The organism is Microbacterium gorillae (assembly GCF_050990725.1).
Lineage (GTDB): Bacteria > Actinomycetota > Actinomycetes > Actinomycetales > Microbacteriaceae > Microbacterium > Microbacterium gorillae_A.
In genome coordinates this window covers 535,309-551,754 of record NZ_CP158844.1, presented here as the reverse complement: position 1 = coordinate 551,754, position 16,446 = coordinate 535,309, and the positions used below count along the sequence as shown (strand labels likewise).

The following is a 16,446-nucleotide window of genomic DNA, read 5'->3' as shown; positions in this document are numbered from 1 at the left end:
GCGACAGGGAGCATCAGTCACCGGCCCCACGCAGCGGTGGCGGACGCGCTCCGGAATCGCCGATGATTCACCGGAGAAACGCCGAATCGGCCACAATGAGATGACCTGATTCGCGACGAAGAGAGGCTGGCACATGCCCGAAGGACACGTGTTGGAGTTCCGGAGCCTCACGAAGCGCTACGGGGCGGTGACCGCGGTGGACGACCTCACCGCTCGCGTCGAGCCCGGTGTGGTGACCGGTTTCCTCGGTCCGAACGGCGCGGGCAAGACGACCACGCTGCGCATGCTGCTGGGACTGGTCTCGCCCACCTCCGGTTCGGCGCTGATCGACGGCGCGCCGTATGCACGTCTGTCACACCCGGCACGCACCGTCGGCGCCGTTCTCGAAGCGACCTCTTTCCACCCGGGCCGCACCGCCGCCGATCACCTCAAGGTCTACGCCCGTGCCGCGGGCATCTCGCTCTCGCGGGTTCCTGAGGTGCTCGAGCTGGTGGGGTTGAGCGGGGCAGCCACGCGCAAGGTCGGCGGATACTCGCTCGGCATGCGCCAGCGGCTCGCGCTCGCGACGGCGCTCCTCGGCGACCCCGGCGTCCTCGTGCTGGACGAGCCGACCAACGGGCTTGATCCCGAAGGCATCACGTGGATCCGCGGATTCCTGCGTGCCCTCGCGGCCGAGGGACGGACCGTGCTGGTGTCCTCTCACATGCTCGCGGAGGTTCAGCAGACCGCCGATGCGCTCATCATGATCGCCACGGGGCGTCTGGTGTTCCAGGGCGGTTTCGGAGATCTTCTCGCGGACGAGGAGTCCGCCACGGTGGTCGACGGTCCTGACCGTGGCGCGCTCACCGATGCGTTGCGTCGGGCCGGACTCACCGCAGAACTCCTCCGCTCGGGGCTCACGGTGCGCGGCGCGACGACCGCGGAGGTGGGCGCGGCGGCGGCCAGTGCTGGCGTTCCGCTTTCTCTCCTGCAGCGCAAGGGCCCGTCGTTGGAAGAGGTGTTCTTCGAGCTGACCAACGGCACGCGGGTGCATCCATCGGCCTCGGGCGTAACGCTGGCAAGCGGAGACAGCGTGACCGCAGGGCCCGCGAGCGCAGCGACGGGGTCGGTCGGCGCGGTCTCGGCAAGCGCTGCCCCGGGAGTGGGCGCCGGAGCTCCGCGTGCTGACACGGTGTCCGATGCCTCGGCGGGTGACGCAGTCGGGGCCACTGCTGACGGAGCCGGAGGCGCTGGAGGTGTGGGTGCTACGGCGGCCGCCGTGGCCGTCGGTGGAGCCGCGGCTCTTGCCTCCGAGCCTGTCGCTGACGACGCCGGCGAAGAATCGGCAGTCGAGAGTGGCGCCTTTGACCCCGAGACGACCGACACTGCTGCTGCCGAGAGTGACAGTGCGGGAACCGACGCCGATGCGGAACAGAGCGAGCCCGGCGAGCCACACGAGATCGCGAATGCGGATGCGGATGCGGAGAGCTCGGATGCCGGCACGATCGATGACGCGACAGGAAGCTTCGACGCCGAGGTCGTCCCGGACCATGTAGCCGACGACGACGCTGTTGGAAGCTCGGACGACGGCGACGCGAACGACGACAACGCTGTCGGAGACTCGGACGACGGCGACGCGAACGACGCAGCCGGCGACGAGGTTGTTGGAAGCTCGGACGACGACGCCTCGAGCGGTGCCGCGACGGGCACCGCCGCTGATGGCAGCGAGCTTACGCACGACGACCACGCCACGAACGATCACGCCGACGACGACACGTCTGATGAGGACTCCGCCACGGGCGGCGCACCGGAGGACTCGGCTGACGACGCGAATGACGCCGAGGGCGGCGACGACACGGTTTCTGAGGCTGAGGCCAGCGCCGCCGACGACGCGGCTTCCGACGCCGCGAACTTCTCCGACGCCTTCGACGACGCACCAACGGATCAGCACGACACCGCAGCACCGATCGAGGAGGGCGCACACTCCGCCGATGAGGCCTCGTTCGGCAGTGACGAAGAGGCCACGCCGACCGACGACGAGCAACCGACAGGCGCCGACGAGTTCGAGCAGGACCAGGATCACGGTTCGCGCCCTGATGAGCGTGGGCCGGCGGGACTCGGCACGGCGTGGTGGATGCCCGCCGAGATCCGTGTCCCCAGCGGAACGACGTCGTTGGCAGACGCAGAGGACGATGAGACCACCGACGCTGTGCCGTCCGACCCGGATGCCTCGCCCAGCAACGCGCCCGAGGTCTCCGCCGACCAGTCCGACGCTGACGCTGACGCTGACGCTGACGCTGACGCTGACGCTGACGCTGACGCTGACGCTGACGCTGACGCTGACGCTGACGCTGACGCTGACGACGCCATCATCTCGTCCGGCGAGCAGGATGTTGCGGCGAGCACGCAGGAGCCCGACGCCACCAGTGCTTCCGAGCCGGCGGACGACGCTGTGGCGGACGATCCTGTGGCGGACGATCCTGTGGCGGACGACGCTGTGGCGGACGACGCTGTGGCGGACGATCCTGTGGCGGACGATGCGCTCGATCCGGCGGCCGCGGAGCCCGACGACGCCCCGACGACGCTCGGCGACGCCCACGTCACCGAGGGGTCGGACCTCGGTGACGCAGATGTCGCGCCCGAGGCTGCCCCGCGCGCCTGGTGGATGCCCGCACCGATGAGGTACCCGTTCGGTGAGGACGGTGCCGGCAACGGCGAGCCGGCGAGCGATGCCCCCGCCGACAGTTCTGCCGAGGAAGGCCACGCGACAGTCGTGCCCGCTGAGGACGACGCCTTCGCCCCGGAATCCGCGAGCCGCACGCACGAAGGCGATGTTGCGGAAAGCACACAGGAGCCGACCGACCGCGACGCGGACGCCGAAGATGCCGAGCACGATGTCGACTCTGGCGCAGCTCTCGACACCAACGACTCCCACGACCTCGCCTCCCGCGAGGTGGAGGCGGACGCTGACGAGACGACAACAGACACCGACAGTAACGCCACGGCAGCAGACGCCGGCGAGACGCCCGCGGACGCCGCGGCAACAGACACCGACGAAGACGACCGCGACGACGCGACCACGCCGGACTGGGCGCTGCCGGTGTCCGCCGCAACAGCGACGACAGCCGCCGCGGCAGCACCGGATCCCGTATCGGCAGCACAGCAGGACGCCGACGAGCCCGCACAGCACGAGTCGCCCGTCGTCGCGCCCGAGCGGCCGGAGCGTCGGCCGTGGTGGCGCCTGTCGCGTCGGCGCACGGCGGAGGCTGCCGAAGAGACCGCCTCCCCCGCAGTCGGCACTGCGGCACCGGTTGTCACGGATGCCATCGGCACGCTGGACCAGCTTTTCGGGAGCACGGAGAGCAACGAAGCCGGACCGAACGCTGCCGATACCGATGCGCAGGGCACAGGCGCGCCCGCCAAGACGAGCAAGACCGACACCACGCTTGACGTCCCGTCGGGAGCGCCCGCCGAACCGGCAGGAGATTGGGATCTGCCGACCGAGCTCATCCCCGTGGTCCCCGCTCCCGAGAGCCAGGACGTCGAATCCGCAGGCCGTTCCACCACCGACGGTTCCACGGACGCCGCGGCTGCCCCCGGTGCTGAGGAGCGGGATGACGCGGCAGCGGGGAGCCCGATCGATGACGCCGACCGCGCCTTCGCGCCAACGAACGAGTCTGCGGCAGCAGCACCCGTGTCCGTCGACGCCGATGCACCCGCACCGGCAAGCGAGAGCGACATCCCGGAGCACGACGGATCCGCCTTCGACATCCCGGTCTTCGAGGCAACGGATGCTCCGGAGCCGAGCCCGGCGCCCGCCACTCCGCCCCTGTTCCGCGCGCCCGCCTCCGCGACGACGCCGTCCGAGAGTGAGTCATCGCAAACCACGGATGACTCGGCATGGGCCCCACAGCACGATCACGGGTCTGACGACGGCTGGATTCCACCTCAGCCGCCCCGCGACGACGCGGAGGAGAACACGGTGTTCGAGGTGGCGTCGACCGGTGAGATCGGTGTCATCCGCGCCGACGAGCTCGCCGCCGAGACTCAGTACGCCGTGGATGCTACCGGCGAGATCGGCATCATCCGCACGGGCGCGATCCCCGTGGTCCCGACGGAGACGGCGCCGTCAGCGGATGCCGCCGACGGCGGGTCCGATGATGTCACGGAGACCCACGCCTCGGAAGCCGAGACCTCCCAGCACCAGGATGTCGCGACGGAGGCGCCTGCAACGCCCGATCACGACGCGCCCGCGGCGACGGACGATTCACCCGTCGCCGGGAGCGAGGACACCGAAGCCGACGCAAACGAAGGCGGTGTCGGCGACGACAGCTGGTCTGGGGCTTCGGAATACGACGAGCGCAGTGCCGAGGACGTGCCGGCGAGCGCTGCTGACGACGACGCCGCAGTCGCGACGGACGAAATCGCGGACGCAGACGCCACCGAAGAACAGCCGGAGCACGACGACCACGACCACTCGGACCGGGTCGCACCGGCACCCACCGTGCTCACCTACGAGGCGAACCCGATCACCGGCGAGCTGTCGTTCGACGATCTGCTGCTCGGCTCCCGCCCCGGCACGGACCCCGCGGGCGACGAGCTGATGCAGCCCGGATCGGTCGACCCCACGCACGACACCGGCACCGCGCCCTACGCGGCGGACAGTGTCACCTCAGCGCTGCAGGGCGACGCGCCGAGCGAGGATCTCTCGACGCGCGTGATCGAGATCCCCCTCGCGCCGTTCACCGAGGACACCGACGATGACTCGCTCGAGGAAGAGGATCCGGTACCGCGTGACGCGTGGGAGCGGCGCGATGACCGCACCGAATCCGACGACGCCGCCGACGCCTTCTTCCGCCGTTTCGGCGACAGGGACGAGACAGAAGCGGACGACAACGACCACGGAGGTGAGGGCCGATGAGCCTCGGCAACGCGACCCGTTCCGAGTTCACCAAACAGTTCACGACGGTGGGCTGGTGGGTGACCGGCGTCATCCTCGTGGCCTACCTGCTAATGTTCGCCGCCGGTCTCGGCGCTGCCGTCGGTGCGAGCGCATCGGGAAGTCTCCCCGGCGGTCAGCCGATTCCGCTGCCCGCCGATCAGGTGGCGCCCTGGATCTACTCACTCGCCGCCAGCAGCGGCTACGCACTCCCGCTGCTGTTCGGCACGCTCATGGTCACCAGCGAGTTCCGCCACAAGCTCATCGTGCCGACGCTGCTGGCCAACCCCCGTCGCGGCGTGGTCCTCAGCTCGAAGCTGATCGTCGGCGTGGTCATGGGTGCGATCTACGGTGTCGTGGCCATTGCATCCACCATCGCCGGTGGGGCGGGAATGCTCGCGGTCTTCGGTCAGCAGACCGCTCTCGACAGCGCCGATACGTGGGCCCTGGCCGGACGCGTCGTGCTGGCGTTGATTCTCTGGACGCTGGTCGGCATCGGGGTCGGCAGCGTGATCCGCAACCAGGTGGCCGCCATCGTGGTGGTGCTGGCGTTCACGCAGTTCGTCGAACCGGTGATCCGGATGGCGGGGATGTTCGTCGAGCAGCTGCAGGCTCCGCTCCAGTACCTGCCGGGTGCCGCATCGGACATCCTCGTGGGTCACAGCCTGCTGGCGATCGCGGGCGATGCCGGCGCCTCCTCCGATACCCCCGCGTGGTGGGTGGGTGCGCTGGTCCTGGCCGGGTACGCCGTGCTGCTCACCGCGATCGGCACCGTCACCACGTGGCGACGCGACATCGACTGAGGCCACGTGACGGATCACGGCATCCTCGACACTGCGGATGCCGGATCTGCGGCACACGACGGACCCACATGGACCGTTCGCCATAGCATCACCCCATGACTGCGCTGTCGCGCCGCACTCGAGTGGGCTACGCCCTCGGCGGCATCTCGTCGGGAACGTATGGCACCGTGCCCGGCCTGATCCTCATGCCGTTCCTCACCGATCTGCTCGGGGTGGAGGCGGCGATCGCGGGAATGATCGTCTTCGCCCCGAAGGCGTGGGATTTCTTCCTCAACCCCGTGGCGGGTCGACTCAGTGATCGCTCCCAGAACCCACGCGGACGGCGACGGCCCTTCATCCTGCGCGCCGGAATCCTGCTCGCGCTCGCTTTCACGGCGATGTTCTTCGGGCCGACCGCACCGCCCGTGGCCGCTGCACTCTGGGTGCTCGTCGCGTTCCTGGCCTCGGCCACCGTGTACGCGTTCTTCCAGGTGCCGTATCTCGCGATGTCGGCGGAGATCACCGACGACTATGACGAGCGCACCCGGATGATCACGTGGCGAGTGATCGTGTTCACACTGGCGATCCTCGTGGCCGGCGCAGCAGCACCGGCGCTCGTAGAGACGTTCGGCGGCATCGTCGGCTATCGTGCGATGGCCGGGGCGATGGCGGTACTCATCCTGATCGGCACGTTCGGCGTCTGGTGGGGCACCCGCTCCGTGCCTCTGACGCGCACCGAAGAAGCAGGCGGCCGACTCTTCACACAGCTCGCGATCGTGCTGCGTCAGGCCGATGCACGCGTGCTCATCGCAGCGTTCGTGCTTCAGGCCGTGGGTATCGGCATGGTGCTCGGCGGTGTGGTCTACGTGGCACGCCACGTGCTGCACGATCCCTCCGCCGCCACCATCGCGTTGGTCTGCTTCGTCGGTCCCGCCGTGATCCTCACGCCCGCGTGGTCGCGGCTGTCGGCCCGCATCGGCAAGCGCGGCGGCTACGCCGTGGCGACCGTCGTGATGACCGTCGGCCTGCTCGCCCTCCTCACCGCCCGCACCGGACAAGCGCTGCCGATGTTCATCGCCGCCGCGGTCGTGGGCGTCGGCTATGCCGGAGCCCAGCTGTTTCCGCTCGCCATGCTTCCCGACCTCGCCGCAGACGACGCGGCACGCAGCGGCGTCAACCGCATCGGGATGATCGCGGGTGTCTGGTCGGGATTCGAGCTGCTGGGGTTGGCCCTCGGACCCGCCCTTCTCGGCCTTGTGCTGTCGATCGGCGGCTACGCGACCTCCACCGGCGACGCCGCACCACAGAGCGCCGGCGCGCAGTGGGCGATCGTGATCGGCGTCTCCGTGATCCCCGCCACGCTCTGCACACTCAGCCTCATCCCGCTGCTGCGCTATCGTCTCGATGCCCGCCTGCGATCGGGGTCCATCCCGGTTTCCTAGGTGGGTGGACCCCGCCTGCCCCGGGATCGGAAGCGGTCAGGGTCCCGTTGGAGGGGTCGGTGTTGCGGCTCCGCCGATCACTGGCCCCAGCATCCGCATCCGTCAACATCGACGTCGGCGTCGGCGTCGACACCGACATCGACATCCGAATTGGCGTCGGCATGATGGTTGGTCTCAGAAACCGTCGACGGCGATGCAATCCAGGACATCTATTGAGACCACCCCGATCGCCGGTCGCATTAGATGTCGAACACCTGCGACGGAACGGCAACAACTGAGACCACCCGGCCCACCGCACACACCCGGCGCCCGCCCGACGCGTACACCCGATGCCGGGGACATCACCACGCTGGCGCGACACGGGCGACGGAACGCCCGTCGGCATCCAGCACGTGTCCGTTGCGCTTCATGCTGCGAAGCACGGTCCAGCGATCGCTGATCTCCACGTCCGCGCCCCAGGACCGTTCGACGGTGGGAAGGGCTGTGAGGGACCGCGCCCGCAGGCATACGAACAACGGAGCCGCACCCACGAGGATCCCCGCCCGATGCACCTCTGGCAATCGCGCGGCGCGGGCGGCGGCTCCCTCAGGATCGTCGCTCCGACCCCACAGAACGACACCGCGACGAAAGCCTGCCGCGGGCATCGCAAGGTCGCAGCCGAATCGGAGGAGCCCGGCCGCGGTCACGCGTTCCAGGGTGCGGCGAGCGGTCGCCTCGGAGACGCCCAGGCGAAGTGCCAGCGTCGCGGCGGGCATGCGAGGGTCCTCGTCCAGGGCGGCGGCGATCTCCGCCACGGTCGCCGCCGCGACCTGCCTCGTGGCGGCGACCGGCTTGACCACGGGAGGTGCCCCCGCTCCCTTCCCGGCCGCGTCGGTCGGTCCCCCGGCGCGCAGGGCACGCTGTTGCGCGGCCGACAGCACCGCGAGTCGCCAGGTCGAATCCTCCGCCACGATCGATGCGGCGACGTCCATCCGCACCACCGGCGCGCCGACGTCGGCGAGCTCCCGCGCCCGATCGCCCAGCCGCGCGAGCCCCGCGCACGTGGCGAGGAGCGCAAGGTATCCCGCGGACGTCTCGTCCACGCTCAGCACCCAGGGCTGTTGGGCGACGGCCGCGAGCGCGTCGGCAGGCGTGCGCGAGTCGAGGAGCGCCACGCCCAGATCGGTGGTGGACGACCAGCGTTGCGGAGTGGGCCAGGCGGTCAACCAGGCGCGCCCGTCCGCACGCAGGGCGCTCCAGTGCCGGACCACCGTTGCCGCATCGACGCCGATGACGGCGGCGATGCGGGTCCACGGTGACCGCGCGTCGATCTGCAGTGCGTGCAACACGGCGAGGTCGATCTCGTCGAGGGAGCGAGGCGCGGCGCTGTCAACGTCTTCCATGTGACGAATCCTAAACTCAAGGTCCTCAGAACCTGACGGAATTGATGTATCCCGCGATCCAAAGCAGATGGATTTCTAGCCTGGGGTGATGACGTTGACCGCTCCCGAGATGATGACGACCATCGCGGACCTGATCGCGCTCTCCCCGCGTGCCACGGGCACGCCCGGCGGCACGGCTGCGGCAGCCTACGTGGAACGCCGCTTCGCGGATGCCGGACTCGAGACGCAGACCCTCGAGGTGGCGTCGTATGCCTGGCGCGCACGGGAGCACGGCCTCGCGGTGGGCGACACGAGCATCGACTGCTCGCCGATCCTGCACTCGGCACTTGCGAGTCACACCTGGACCGGGGAGGTCAGGCATCACGTGGACGCGCCCGTCGTCGACATCGGTGCCGACCGCGTGCGCAGGCATGATGTGCGCGGGGCGATCGTGCTGTTCGACCTCACCTTCGACATGACGCTCGCGCACACCCTGCCGCTGACGCTGTTCATCCATGATCCGGGCCGGCGCGTCCTGCGCCGCGACGTGCTGCGGAGTCGGAATCCCTATGTCACCTCACTCGCACGCACGATGCGCGAGGCCGCGGCTGCGGGCGCGGTCGGCGTGATCGGTGTGCTGCGGGACTACCCCGACTCCCTCGGTTACCACAACGAGTACTACCGCCGGACGTTGTTTCCGCTCCCCGGTGTCTGGGTCACTCGAGCGGGCGGTCAGCAGCTGCGTGCGGTTCTCCAGAAGAACGCCACACTCACGCTCGACGTCACACGAGAACAGGTCATCTCGCGCACGGTGATGGGCGTGCTGCCGGGCACGAGCGCCGACACGATCATGGTCCAGTCGCATCACGACTCCGTGGGCGCTGGTGCCGTGGAGGACGCGTCGGGAACCGCCGAGGTCATCGCTCTCGCCGAGCACTACGGTCGGGCGGCGGCAAAGGGCGCCCGCCGCGACAAGACGCTGCTGTTCGTCACCTTCGACACCCACTTCACCGGCTATCAGGCGCATCAGGAGTTCGCGCGCCGCTACGTCCTGTCCCGCAGCTCGCCGTGGAACATCGTGCTGAACACGACGATCGAACACATCGGGCTTCGGGCGGTCGAAGGTCCGGACGGCGGGTTCCATTCCACCGGCGAAACCGAGCCGCGCGGCATCTTCCTCAACGTCAATCCCGCGTTCACCGCTCGCATCGCGCGCGCGGTGCGCCGCAACGCCCTGCACTCGACAACGCTGATGGGGGCAGCACCACTGGAGTTCTTCGCCGGCGGCATCCCCACCGACGCATCGTTCACGCTGGTATCCGGCGTCCCGACGGTGAGTCTCATCTCCGGCCCGCTCTACCTGTACGACGACGTCGACACGATCGATCGCATCGACGTCGACCAGCTCGCCCCGGTCGCACGATTCTTCGCCGACGTGATCGACGACGCCGACCGCCGACGCGGATCACTGCTCGGCACCATGCCCGCAGCAATCCGTCGTCTCCTGCCACGAGGCCGCTGGTGAGCGAGCCCGTCCACGGCAGCACCCGCGCGGTGGTCTTCGACTCCGATGGCACCGCCGAGACCGGTCTTGCCCATCTGCCACACACGACCGCGCCCAGCACCGGCTATCCCGTGGTGGTCTTCGGCCACATGACCACCGGCGCGTCCCGTCGATCAGCACCGAGCATCGGATCGCCCACGCACCCGGAGTGGCGGCGGATGTCGCAGGGTGACGCGCTCTGCGACGCGTTGCTCGCCCGCGGGATCGCGGTGCTCCGACCCGACTATCCGGGCATCGGCAGCGCGGGCGAGCACCCGTATCTGATCGGCCAGCCGCTCGGAGCGTCGCTGTGCGCCATGGTGCGCGCCCGACAGGACATCGACGAGCGGCTCGGGGATGACTGGGTCGCCGCCGGACACTCCGAGGGCGCGGTCGCTGCACTCTTCGCCTCGGTCACCGCCGAGCCCGACTCTCGCTCGCGTCTGCGGGGCACAGCGGCGTTCACGCCGGTGACCCGCATGGACCTCAGCATCCGCCTGTCGATGGCGCTCCCGAGCTGGGTGCCGGGGACGGGCGTGGTGTCGGCTCTCATCGCGCTCATGCTTCGCGGCGCGAGCACCACGGACGAGCGGCTGCGTGAACTGATCGCGACGGACGGAATCAGCGACCTCGCCCGGTCACGCTGGGGTGACCTGGATCGGCTCTCGCTGACCGAGCTGTCGGCACCCGAATCCTGGGGCGCCATCGCACCCGCGCGCATCGGCGGGCGCTCTCGCCGTGAGCTGTTCCGCCGACTGTACGCGTCGTTCCGCGCCAATGATGTCGCCACCCTGCGCGGGTTTCGAGCACCGGTGCGCATCGATGCGGCACGATTCGACGAGGTCGCGCCCGCCCTCTCGACGGCCAGGCTGCTACGCGTCTATCGACGCTCCGGCATGGATCTCACCGCGCGCTGGTGGCCGTCGCACCACTCCGGAACCATGCGGGCCCGGTATGCGCCCTCACACGCTGCCGACTGGATCGCTGCGCGATTCGACGTCAGGTCGTAGCGGGCCGAGTGGCGCTCTTCGGAGTGCGCTTGCGCGGAGCTTTCGGGGCGGCGTGCGCGACCATCTCCGACACCTCTTCGAGCTCTTCGGAGGCGTCCAGGCGGAGCGCCTTCACCAGCGCGAGTCCGTGACGGGTCGTGAGGAGCAGTCGCTGATACGGCGCGTGTTCGGTCAGCTCGATGACGACTCCCTCTCGACGACCGCGCACCACCACGAAGTCGGTGCCCGCGACCGAGTGCCACGTGCCCGCAGCGATCACACCCGGAATCTGCGTGCCGGGCTTGCGCACTCCGCGCAGCCACGTCCACGGATCGTCGGTCAGCTGAACGCGGGTGATGTCCGTCCGCGCAACCCGAATCGTGCTGGTGGGGGCGAAGGCGGCCGCGCGCTCGGTGACGGACAACGAGATCTCGAGATTCGCGGAGTCCAAGAGCAGCGTCACCATCTCCTCAGTCTGCCAGCGTCCACCGACACGCGGCAGGGAGAAATCGCTACGAAGCCCTAACGATCCCCGGACGGCCCCGTCGATCCCTCCGAGTGAAAGGATGGCGGGAGAGGAAGGGAGCCAGAATGAGCGTTCCGCTGCGACTGGGCTACAAGGCGTCATCGGAGCAGTTCGGCCCGCGCGAGCTGGTCCACTTCGGTCGTGTCGCCGAGCAGGCGGGCTTCGACTCCGTGTTCGTGAGCGATCACCTGCAGCCGTGGCGTCACCAGGGCGGTCATGCTCCGGCCGCGATTCCGCTACTGGCTGCCCTCGGCGAGCGCACCGAGCGCGTGCTGCTGGGAACCTCCGTCCTCACTCCCACGCTGCGCTATCACCCGGGAGTCATCGCACAGGCGTTCGGCACTCTCGGGGTCATGAACCCGGGCCGCATGATCCTCGGTGTGGGCACCGGAGAGGCGCTGAACGAGGTGACGCTGGGTCAGACCTGGCCCGACTCCCCGGAGAGATTCCAGCGGCTCAAGGAGGCGATCACGCTGATCCGTCGCCTCTGGAGCGAGGAGCGCGTCACGTTCGACGGCATCTACTACAGCACCCACGACGCCACGATCTACGATCGCCCCGACCAGCAGGTGCCGATCTACATCGGTGCGGCAGGGCCGGCGGCCACGCGACTCGCAGGTCGCATCGCGGATGGCTTCATCACCACGAGCGGCAAGGATGACGCGCTGTACACCGACACGCTCCTGCCGGCTCTGGACGACGGGCTCGGCAAGGAGGGGCGCACGCGCGACGACATCGACACCCTCATCGAGGTGAAGGTCTCGCTGGCGCCCACGATCGCCGAGGCACAGCAGAAGACGCGGTTCTGGGCGAACCTGGCGCTCTCGGCCGAGGAGAAGATGAGCGTGCACGACCCGGTCGAGATGGAGCGGTTGGCGGATGCGCTGCCGATCGAGCGCGCGGCCTCGCGATTCATCGTGTCAGACGATGTGGACCAGCACGTCGCCGCCATCGAGCACTATCGCGACCTCGGATTCCGGCACCTCGTGTTCCACGATCCCGGTGACGATCAGGAGGCGTTCCTGCGTCTCTATGGCGAAGAGGTGCTCCCCCGGCTGCGTGCGCGCGAGGCCGCCGCACAGCAGTGAGCGTCACTCCGCGGACCGGGTGGGCGGTGATCGTCCCCGTCAAGCACACCTCGTACGGCAAGTCGCGCCTCGGTGCCGACGCTGTCCTGGCACGCGCGATCGCGCTGGACACCCTGGAGCGGATCACCGCCGCGACGAGCGTCGAGCGGGTCATCCTGGTGACCTCCGATGTGGGGCTCGCAGAGGCGGCGCGGCGGGAGGTCACGGGCGTGCAGCTAGAGGTCATCGCGGACGGTGACTCCGTATCCGCTGCGGCCCGTCACGACTCCATTGAGCAGTCGTTGAACGACGCGGTCGGTCTGGGACTCGGGCGCGTGAGTGGCGGCCCCGTCGCCGTCATTCATGCCGACCTTCCCACCCTGAATCCGAATGACCTGGATGCGGTGCTCGATCTCGCCGCGGACGTGCCGTTCGGCGCAGTGTCCGACAGCGATGGCCTCGGCACGGTGATGCTTACCGCTCAGCACCCGCGGGCGCTGCATCCGTCCTTCGGTCGCTGCTCGTACGCCCGGCATCTCGCCGCGGGGGCCACGCCGCTGGCGGCTGCCGCGTCACTGCGCCATGACATCGACACACCCGCGCAACTCGCCGCCGCCCGCGATGCCCCCGACCTCACGCTCGGCCCCCGTACCCGCTCGCTCGGTTCCTGAGCGCTGGGTCCCCGTCCCCGCTCCCGCGGTTTCTGGCCGCGTCTCCTCTCGCTGGCGCTCGCTCAGCAACGCGAAGTGAGACGAAGGGGTCACACGTACGACGGGTGTCAGCCCTCGACGCCCTCGTCGTCGCGGACGGACAGCGCAGCGTCGCCGAGCGCCGCGGACGTATCGACGTCACGCATCCACAGCGGCACCACCGACACGTCAACGCCACACGCAGCCACGTCCAGCGCGAGCTCTGCGTCCTCTTCGGCCATCAGCCAGGCGTCCAGCAGCCCGCCGCGGTCGCGTGCGCCGTAATGCTCCGCGATGGCAGCAGCCGAGGTCTCCACGCCGATCGTAGGCAGGCAGACATCCGCCATCCCCCGAACCACAGCACCGTCGATCACGGGCGAGACACCCACGACCGGAGCCGGCGCGAGCGCGAGCGCCTCGCGAATCCCGGGTACCGCGAGGATCGGACCGATCGAGACCACCGGGTTGGACGGCGCAAGGAACACGTCGGTCGCGTTCGCGATCGCCTCCATCACGCCGACGGCCGGGGTCGCCTGCTCGATGCCGGGATTCACGAACCGCGCCGGCGCGAGGGTGGCACGGTGACGCGTCCACCACTCCTGGAAGTGCAGGTGCGACCCATCCCGCAGATGGACGATGGTGTCCACCTCGGTATCGGTCATCGGCAGGATGCGCGCCCCGAGGTCCCAGCGACCGTTGAGCCGCTTCACTACCTCAGAGACGGAAGCGCCGTCACGGAGCCACCCGGTGCGGGCGAGATGCGTTCCCAGGTCCAGGTCACCTAGCGTGAACCACGGCCAGCCGCCGCCCCACGCCTGCAGTTCCGCGTTGGCGCGCTCCGTGTCGCCGGCTCTGCCCCAGCCGCGCTCGGTGTCGTTCATGCCCGCGAGCGCGTACAGCAGCGAGTCGATGTCGGGCTGCAGTCGCACGCCGCTCAACCACAGGTCGTCACCGGTGTTGGCGATGACGGTGATCTCGTGCGCCTCGCCGCGACGACGAAGCGCTTCACGCACACCCAGCGTGAATCGTGATCCGCCGACACCGCCGGCCAGGATCACGACGCGCCTCATCGGGCGAACTCGTCGGCGGCGTGCGGCAGCGGGAACTTGGAGACCGCGGCGATGAGCGCGTCGACGGTCTGCTGGTCGGCGATGATGTCCACGTTGAGGCCGAGGCTGCGGGCGTCCTTCGCCGTGCGCGGACCGATCGCGGCGATGATCGTCTCGTCCGGGATCACCGCGAACTGCTCGCGCACCTGAGCCGCGACAGAACCCGACGTGACAAGGATGGCGTTGATTCGTCCGTTCGCGACGTCGCGAGCGATGCGCTCGGTCACCGGCACGCCCACCGTGCGGTACGCGACCACCTGGTGAACGTCATGCCCGGCAGCCAGCAGTGCTTCCGTGAGGACCGGCTTCGCCTGCTCGCTCCGCAGGGTGAGGAACTTCTTCGGCTCGGTCTCCAGTGCGATCAGGTCGGCGGCCATGCCGGCTGAGGAGTTGTCTTCCGCCGGAACGAGGTCGACCGTGTACCCGGCTGCCTGCAGCGCCGCTGCCGTGGTCTCGCCGACCGCCGCGATCCGCGTCTTCGCGGGGACGACGGTGCGCTGGGCATAGAGGACGTCGACGGTGGTGGCGCTGGTGACCGTGAGCCAGTCGAACTCGCCGTCCTGCAGTCGTCGCAGGGCATCGTCGAGGGCGGGCGCATCGGTGGTCGCGGCGAAGTTGATCAGCGGGGCGACCACCGGAATGGCACCCTGATCGCGCAGGCTGGCGGCGACCCCGTCGCCCCAGGGACCACCACGGGGGACGAGAACGCGCCAGCCGGTGAGCGGCTTCTCGTGATGTTCGTTGGCTGTAGTCATGACAACTCTCTCAGGGGCGTGGACCGCCAGAAGGATGACGATCTCAGGGAGAGTGGCGGACCCGGGCGAAAGATGCGCGTGGGCGCACGCCACCGGCAGTGTCCGCACCATTGCAACTGCCTGTTTCCCTTGAATATACCCCCGATCCGGCGTTTCGTTTCCCCTGTCCCCAGTTCCGGCACAGGTTCGGAGCCGCATTCGCGTGTGATCCGGGGTTTCCATGGTGCATTCAGATGCATGAGAGACAATGAAGGGATGACCGACCGGCATCCGCTCCTGCAGGGCCTGCTCGGGTTCGGTCCGCACTCCGGTGCACACCGCGTCGCCCTGCGCGCCGGGCTGTCGATCGCGGTGCCACTGCTCGTTCTGTTCAGCATCGATCACGTGGAGTGGTCGATCTACGCAGCGTTCGGCGCCTTCACCTCGCTGTATGGCCGTTCGTCGGACTACGCCGATCGGCTGCGCATGCAATCGATGGCGGGTGCGGTGCTGGTGACGGCCGTGATCGGCGGAGTGCTGGTGGGATTGTCACCGGCTCGCTCCTGGCTCGTGATTCCGCTCGCCGCCGCTCTCGCCGCGGGTTCCGCGGCGCTCAGTGATCGTCAGCGCTGGCATCCGCCGGGCGCGTTATTCCCGACCTTCGCCTTCACGGCCTGCGCGTCGATTCCGTCGTCGCCGTCGGCGCTCGTCCCGGCCATCGTGGTGAGCGTGTCCGTCGCCGCGTTCTCGATCCTCCTCGGAGCGACGGGCGCCGTCCGGCGCGGCCGTTCGTTTGCGGGCGCGCGCCCTGAGCCACGCCCCATCGAACTGCGCCACGTGATCCGCGCCGCAGCCGGGGTGCTGATCGCGGGAACGATCGCCACGGCGATCGGCATCGGGCATCCGTACTGGGCGATGGTGTCCGCGGTCGTCCCGCTGGCGGCGCGTGAGTTCGTCCCTCAGCTCGTGCGCGGGGTTCAGCGCATCGTCGGCACGATCATCGGCCTGGCACTCGCCGCGGTCCTGCTGTGGTGGAACCCGCCGACACTCGTGGCGCTGCTCATCGTCATCGTGCTGCAGTTCGCCGTAGAACTCCTCGTGGGGCGCAACTACGTGCTGGCGCTGCTGTTCATCACGCCACTGGCGCTGCTCATGGTGCACCTGGCGTCGCCGACCTCGACGACGGGACTGATCCTCGATCGTGGCATCGAGACGATCGTGGGTGTCGCCGTCGGCGTCGGCGTCGGATATCTGACCCGGCCGGGGACGTTCAGCCGGCGCTGACC

Annotated in this window: 12 protein-coding genes; 8 read left to right on the top strand and 4 right to left on the bottom strand. The window is 69.3% G+C overall.

What is annotated here, in order from left to right; genetic code table 11:
- Positions 1-133: 133 nt before the first annotated feature.
- The 3 genes from ABTV68_RS02495 (at position 134) to ABTV68_RS02485 (ending at position 7,142) form a co-directional block, all read left to right on the top strand.
- Positions 134-4,900, top strand: coding sequence for an ATP-binding cassette domain-containing protein (locus ABTV68_RS02495; protein ID WP_433676041.1), 4,767 nt, complete (start codon positions 134-136; stop codon positions 4,898-4,900).
- Complete coding sequence (locus ABTV68_RS02490; protein WP_433676040.1) at positions 4,897-5,721, top strand: ABC transporter permease; 825 nt, start codon at positions 4,897-4,899, stop codon at positions 5,719-5,721. The genes ABTV68_RS02495 and ABTV68_RS02490 overlap by 4 nt, the downstream gene beginning before the upstream one ends.
- Before the next feature lie 95 nt (positions 5,722-5,816).
- Positions 5,817-7,142 (top strand): MFS transporter, encoded by a 1,326-nt coding sequence (locus tag ABTV68_RS02485; RefSeq protein ID WP_433676039.1) that lies wholly within the window; start codon positions 5,817-5,819, stop codon positions 7,140-7,142.
- 341 nt (positions 7,143-7,483) lie between these two features.
- Here ABTV68_RS02485 and ABTV68_RS02480 read toward each other — a convergent pair whose 3' ends face one another.
- The gene (locus tag ABTV68_RS02480) at positions 7,484-8,524 is read right to left on the bottom strand and encodes an AsnC family transcriptional regulator (RefSeq protein ID WP_433676038.1); all 1,041 of its coding nucleotides are present in this window, start codon (positions 8,522-8,524) and stop codon (positions 7,484-7,486) included.
- 88 nt (positions 8,525-8,612) lie between these two features.
- On the opposite strand from ABTV68_RS02480, the gene ABTV68_RS02475 reads away from it, so the two are divergent.
- Together ABTV68_RS02475 and ABTV68_RS02470 are read left to right on the top strand one after the other, a co-directional pair.
- Entirely contained in the window at positions 8,613-10,028 is a 1,416-nt protein-coding gene (locus ABTV68_RS02475) for a M28 family peptidase (protein ID WP_433676037.1), read from the top strand.
- Complete coding sequence (locus tag ABTV68_RS02470) at positions 10,025-11,056, top strand: alpha/beta hydrolase family protein (protein WP_433676036.1); 1,032 nt, start codon at positions 10,025-10,027, stop codon at positions 11,054-11,056. The genes ABTV68_RS02475 and ABTV68_RS02470 overlap by 4 nt, the downstream gene beginning before the upstream one ends.
- Here ABTV68_RS02470 and ABTV68_RS02465 read toward each other — a convergent pair.
- A complete protein-coding gene (locus ABTV68_RS02465) occupies positions 11,046-11,501 on the bottom strand; it encodes a hypothetical protein (RefSeq protein ID WP_433676035.1) in 456 nt (151 codons plus the stop codon). The genes ABTV68_RS02470 and ABTV68_RS02465 overlap by 11 nt on opposite strands.
- Before the next feature lie 125 nt (positions 11,502-11,626).
- On the opposite strand from ABTV68_RS02465, the gene fgd reads away from it, so the two are divergent.
- A complete protein-coding gene (gene fgd / locus ABTV68_RS02460) occupies positions 11,627-12,649 on the top strand; it encodes a glucose-6-phosphate dehydrogenase (coenzyme-F420) (protein WP_433676034.1) in 1,023 nt (340 codons plus the stop codon).
- Positions 12,646-13,299, top strand: a complete 654-nt coding sequence (locus ABTV68_RS02455) for a 2-phospho-L-lactate guanylyltransferase (protein WP_433676033.1) — start codon at positions 12,646-12,648, stop codon at positions 13,297-13,299. Before fgd ends, ABTV68_RS02455 begins: the two co-directional genes overlap by 4 nt.
- Before the next feature lie 107 nt (positions 13,300-13,406).
- On the opposite strand, the gene cofD is transcribed toward ABTV68_RS02455, so the two are convergent.
- Positions 13,407-14,387 (bottom strand): 2-phospho-L-lactate transferase, encoded by a 981-nt coding sequence (gene cofD / locus ABTV68_RS02450; protein WP_433676032.1) that lies wholly within the window; start codon positions 14,385-14,387, stop codon positions 13,407-13,409.
- Complete coding sequence (locus ABTV68_RS02445; protein WP_433676031.1) at positions 14,384-15,181, bottom strand: uroporphyrinogen-III synthase; 798 nt, start codon at positions 15,179-15,181, stop codon at positions 14,384-14,386. The genes cofD and ABTV68_RS02445 overlap by 4 nt, the downstream gene beginning before the upstream one ends.
- A 255-nt stretch (positions 15,182-15,436) precedes the next feature.
- On the opposite strand from ABTV68_RS02445, the gene ABTV68_RS02440 reads away from it, so the two are divergent.
- A complete protein-coding gene (locus tag ABTV68_RS02440; RefSeq protein WP_433676030.1) occupies positions 15,437-16,444 on the top strand; it encodes an FUSC family protein in 1,008 nt (335 codons plus the stop codon).
- Positions 16,445-16,446: the final 2 nt, after the last annotated feature.

What these genes read in the sequence shown, in the direction of transcription:
- ABTV68_RS02495 (WP_433676041.1), top strand. Translation starts at nt 134, where the DNA reads ATGCCCGAAGGACACGTGTTGGAGTTCCGGAGCCTCACGAAGCGCTAC.
- ABTV68_RS02465 (WP_433676035.1), bottom strand. Translation starts at nt 11,501, where the DNA reads ATGGTGACGCTGCTCTTGGACTCCGCGAATCTCGAGATCTCGTTGTCC.
- ABTV68_RS02440 (WP_433676030.1), top strand. Translation starts at nt 15,437, where the DNA reads ATGACCGACCGGCATCCGCTCCTGCAGGGCCTGCTCGGGTTCGGTCCG.
- ABTV68_RS02480 (WP_433676038.1), bottom strand. Translation starts at nt 8,524, where the DNA reads ATGGAAGACGTTGACAGCGCCGCGCCTCGCTCCCTCGACGAGATCGAC.
- ABTV68_RS02485 (WP_433676039.1), top strand. Translation starts at nt 5,817, where the DNA reads ATGACTGCGCTGTCGCGCCGCACTCGAGTGGGCTACGCCCTCGGCGGC.
- ABTV68_RS02490 (WP_433676040.1), top strand. Translation starts at nt 4,897, where the DNA reads ATGAGCCTCGGCAACGCGACCCGTTCCGAGTTCACCAAACAGTTCACG.
- ABTV68_RS02475 (WP_433676037.1), top strand. Translation starts at nt 8,613, where the DNA reads ATGACGTTGACCGCTCCCGAGATGATGACGACCATCGCGGACCTGATC.
- fgd (WP_433676034.1), top strand. Translation starts at nt 11,627, where the DNA reads ATGAGCGTTCCGCTGCGACTGGGCTACAAGGCGTCATCGGAGCAGTTC.
- cofD (WP_433676032.1), bottom strand. Translation starts at nt 14,387, where the DNA reads ATGAGGCGCGTCGTGATCCTGGCCGGCGGTGTCGGCGGATCACGATTC.
- ABTV68_RS02445 (WP_433676031.1), bottom strand. Translation starts at nt 15,181, where the DNA reads ATGACTACAGCCAACGAACATCACGAGAAGCCGCTCACCGGCTGGCGC.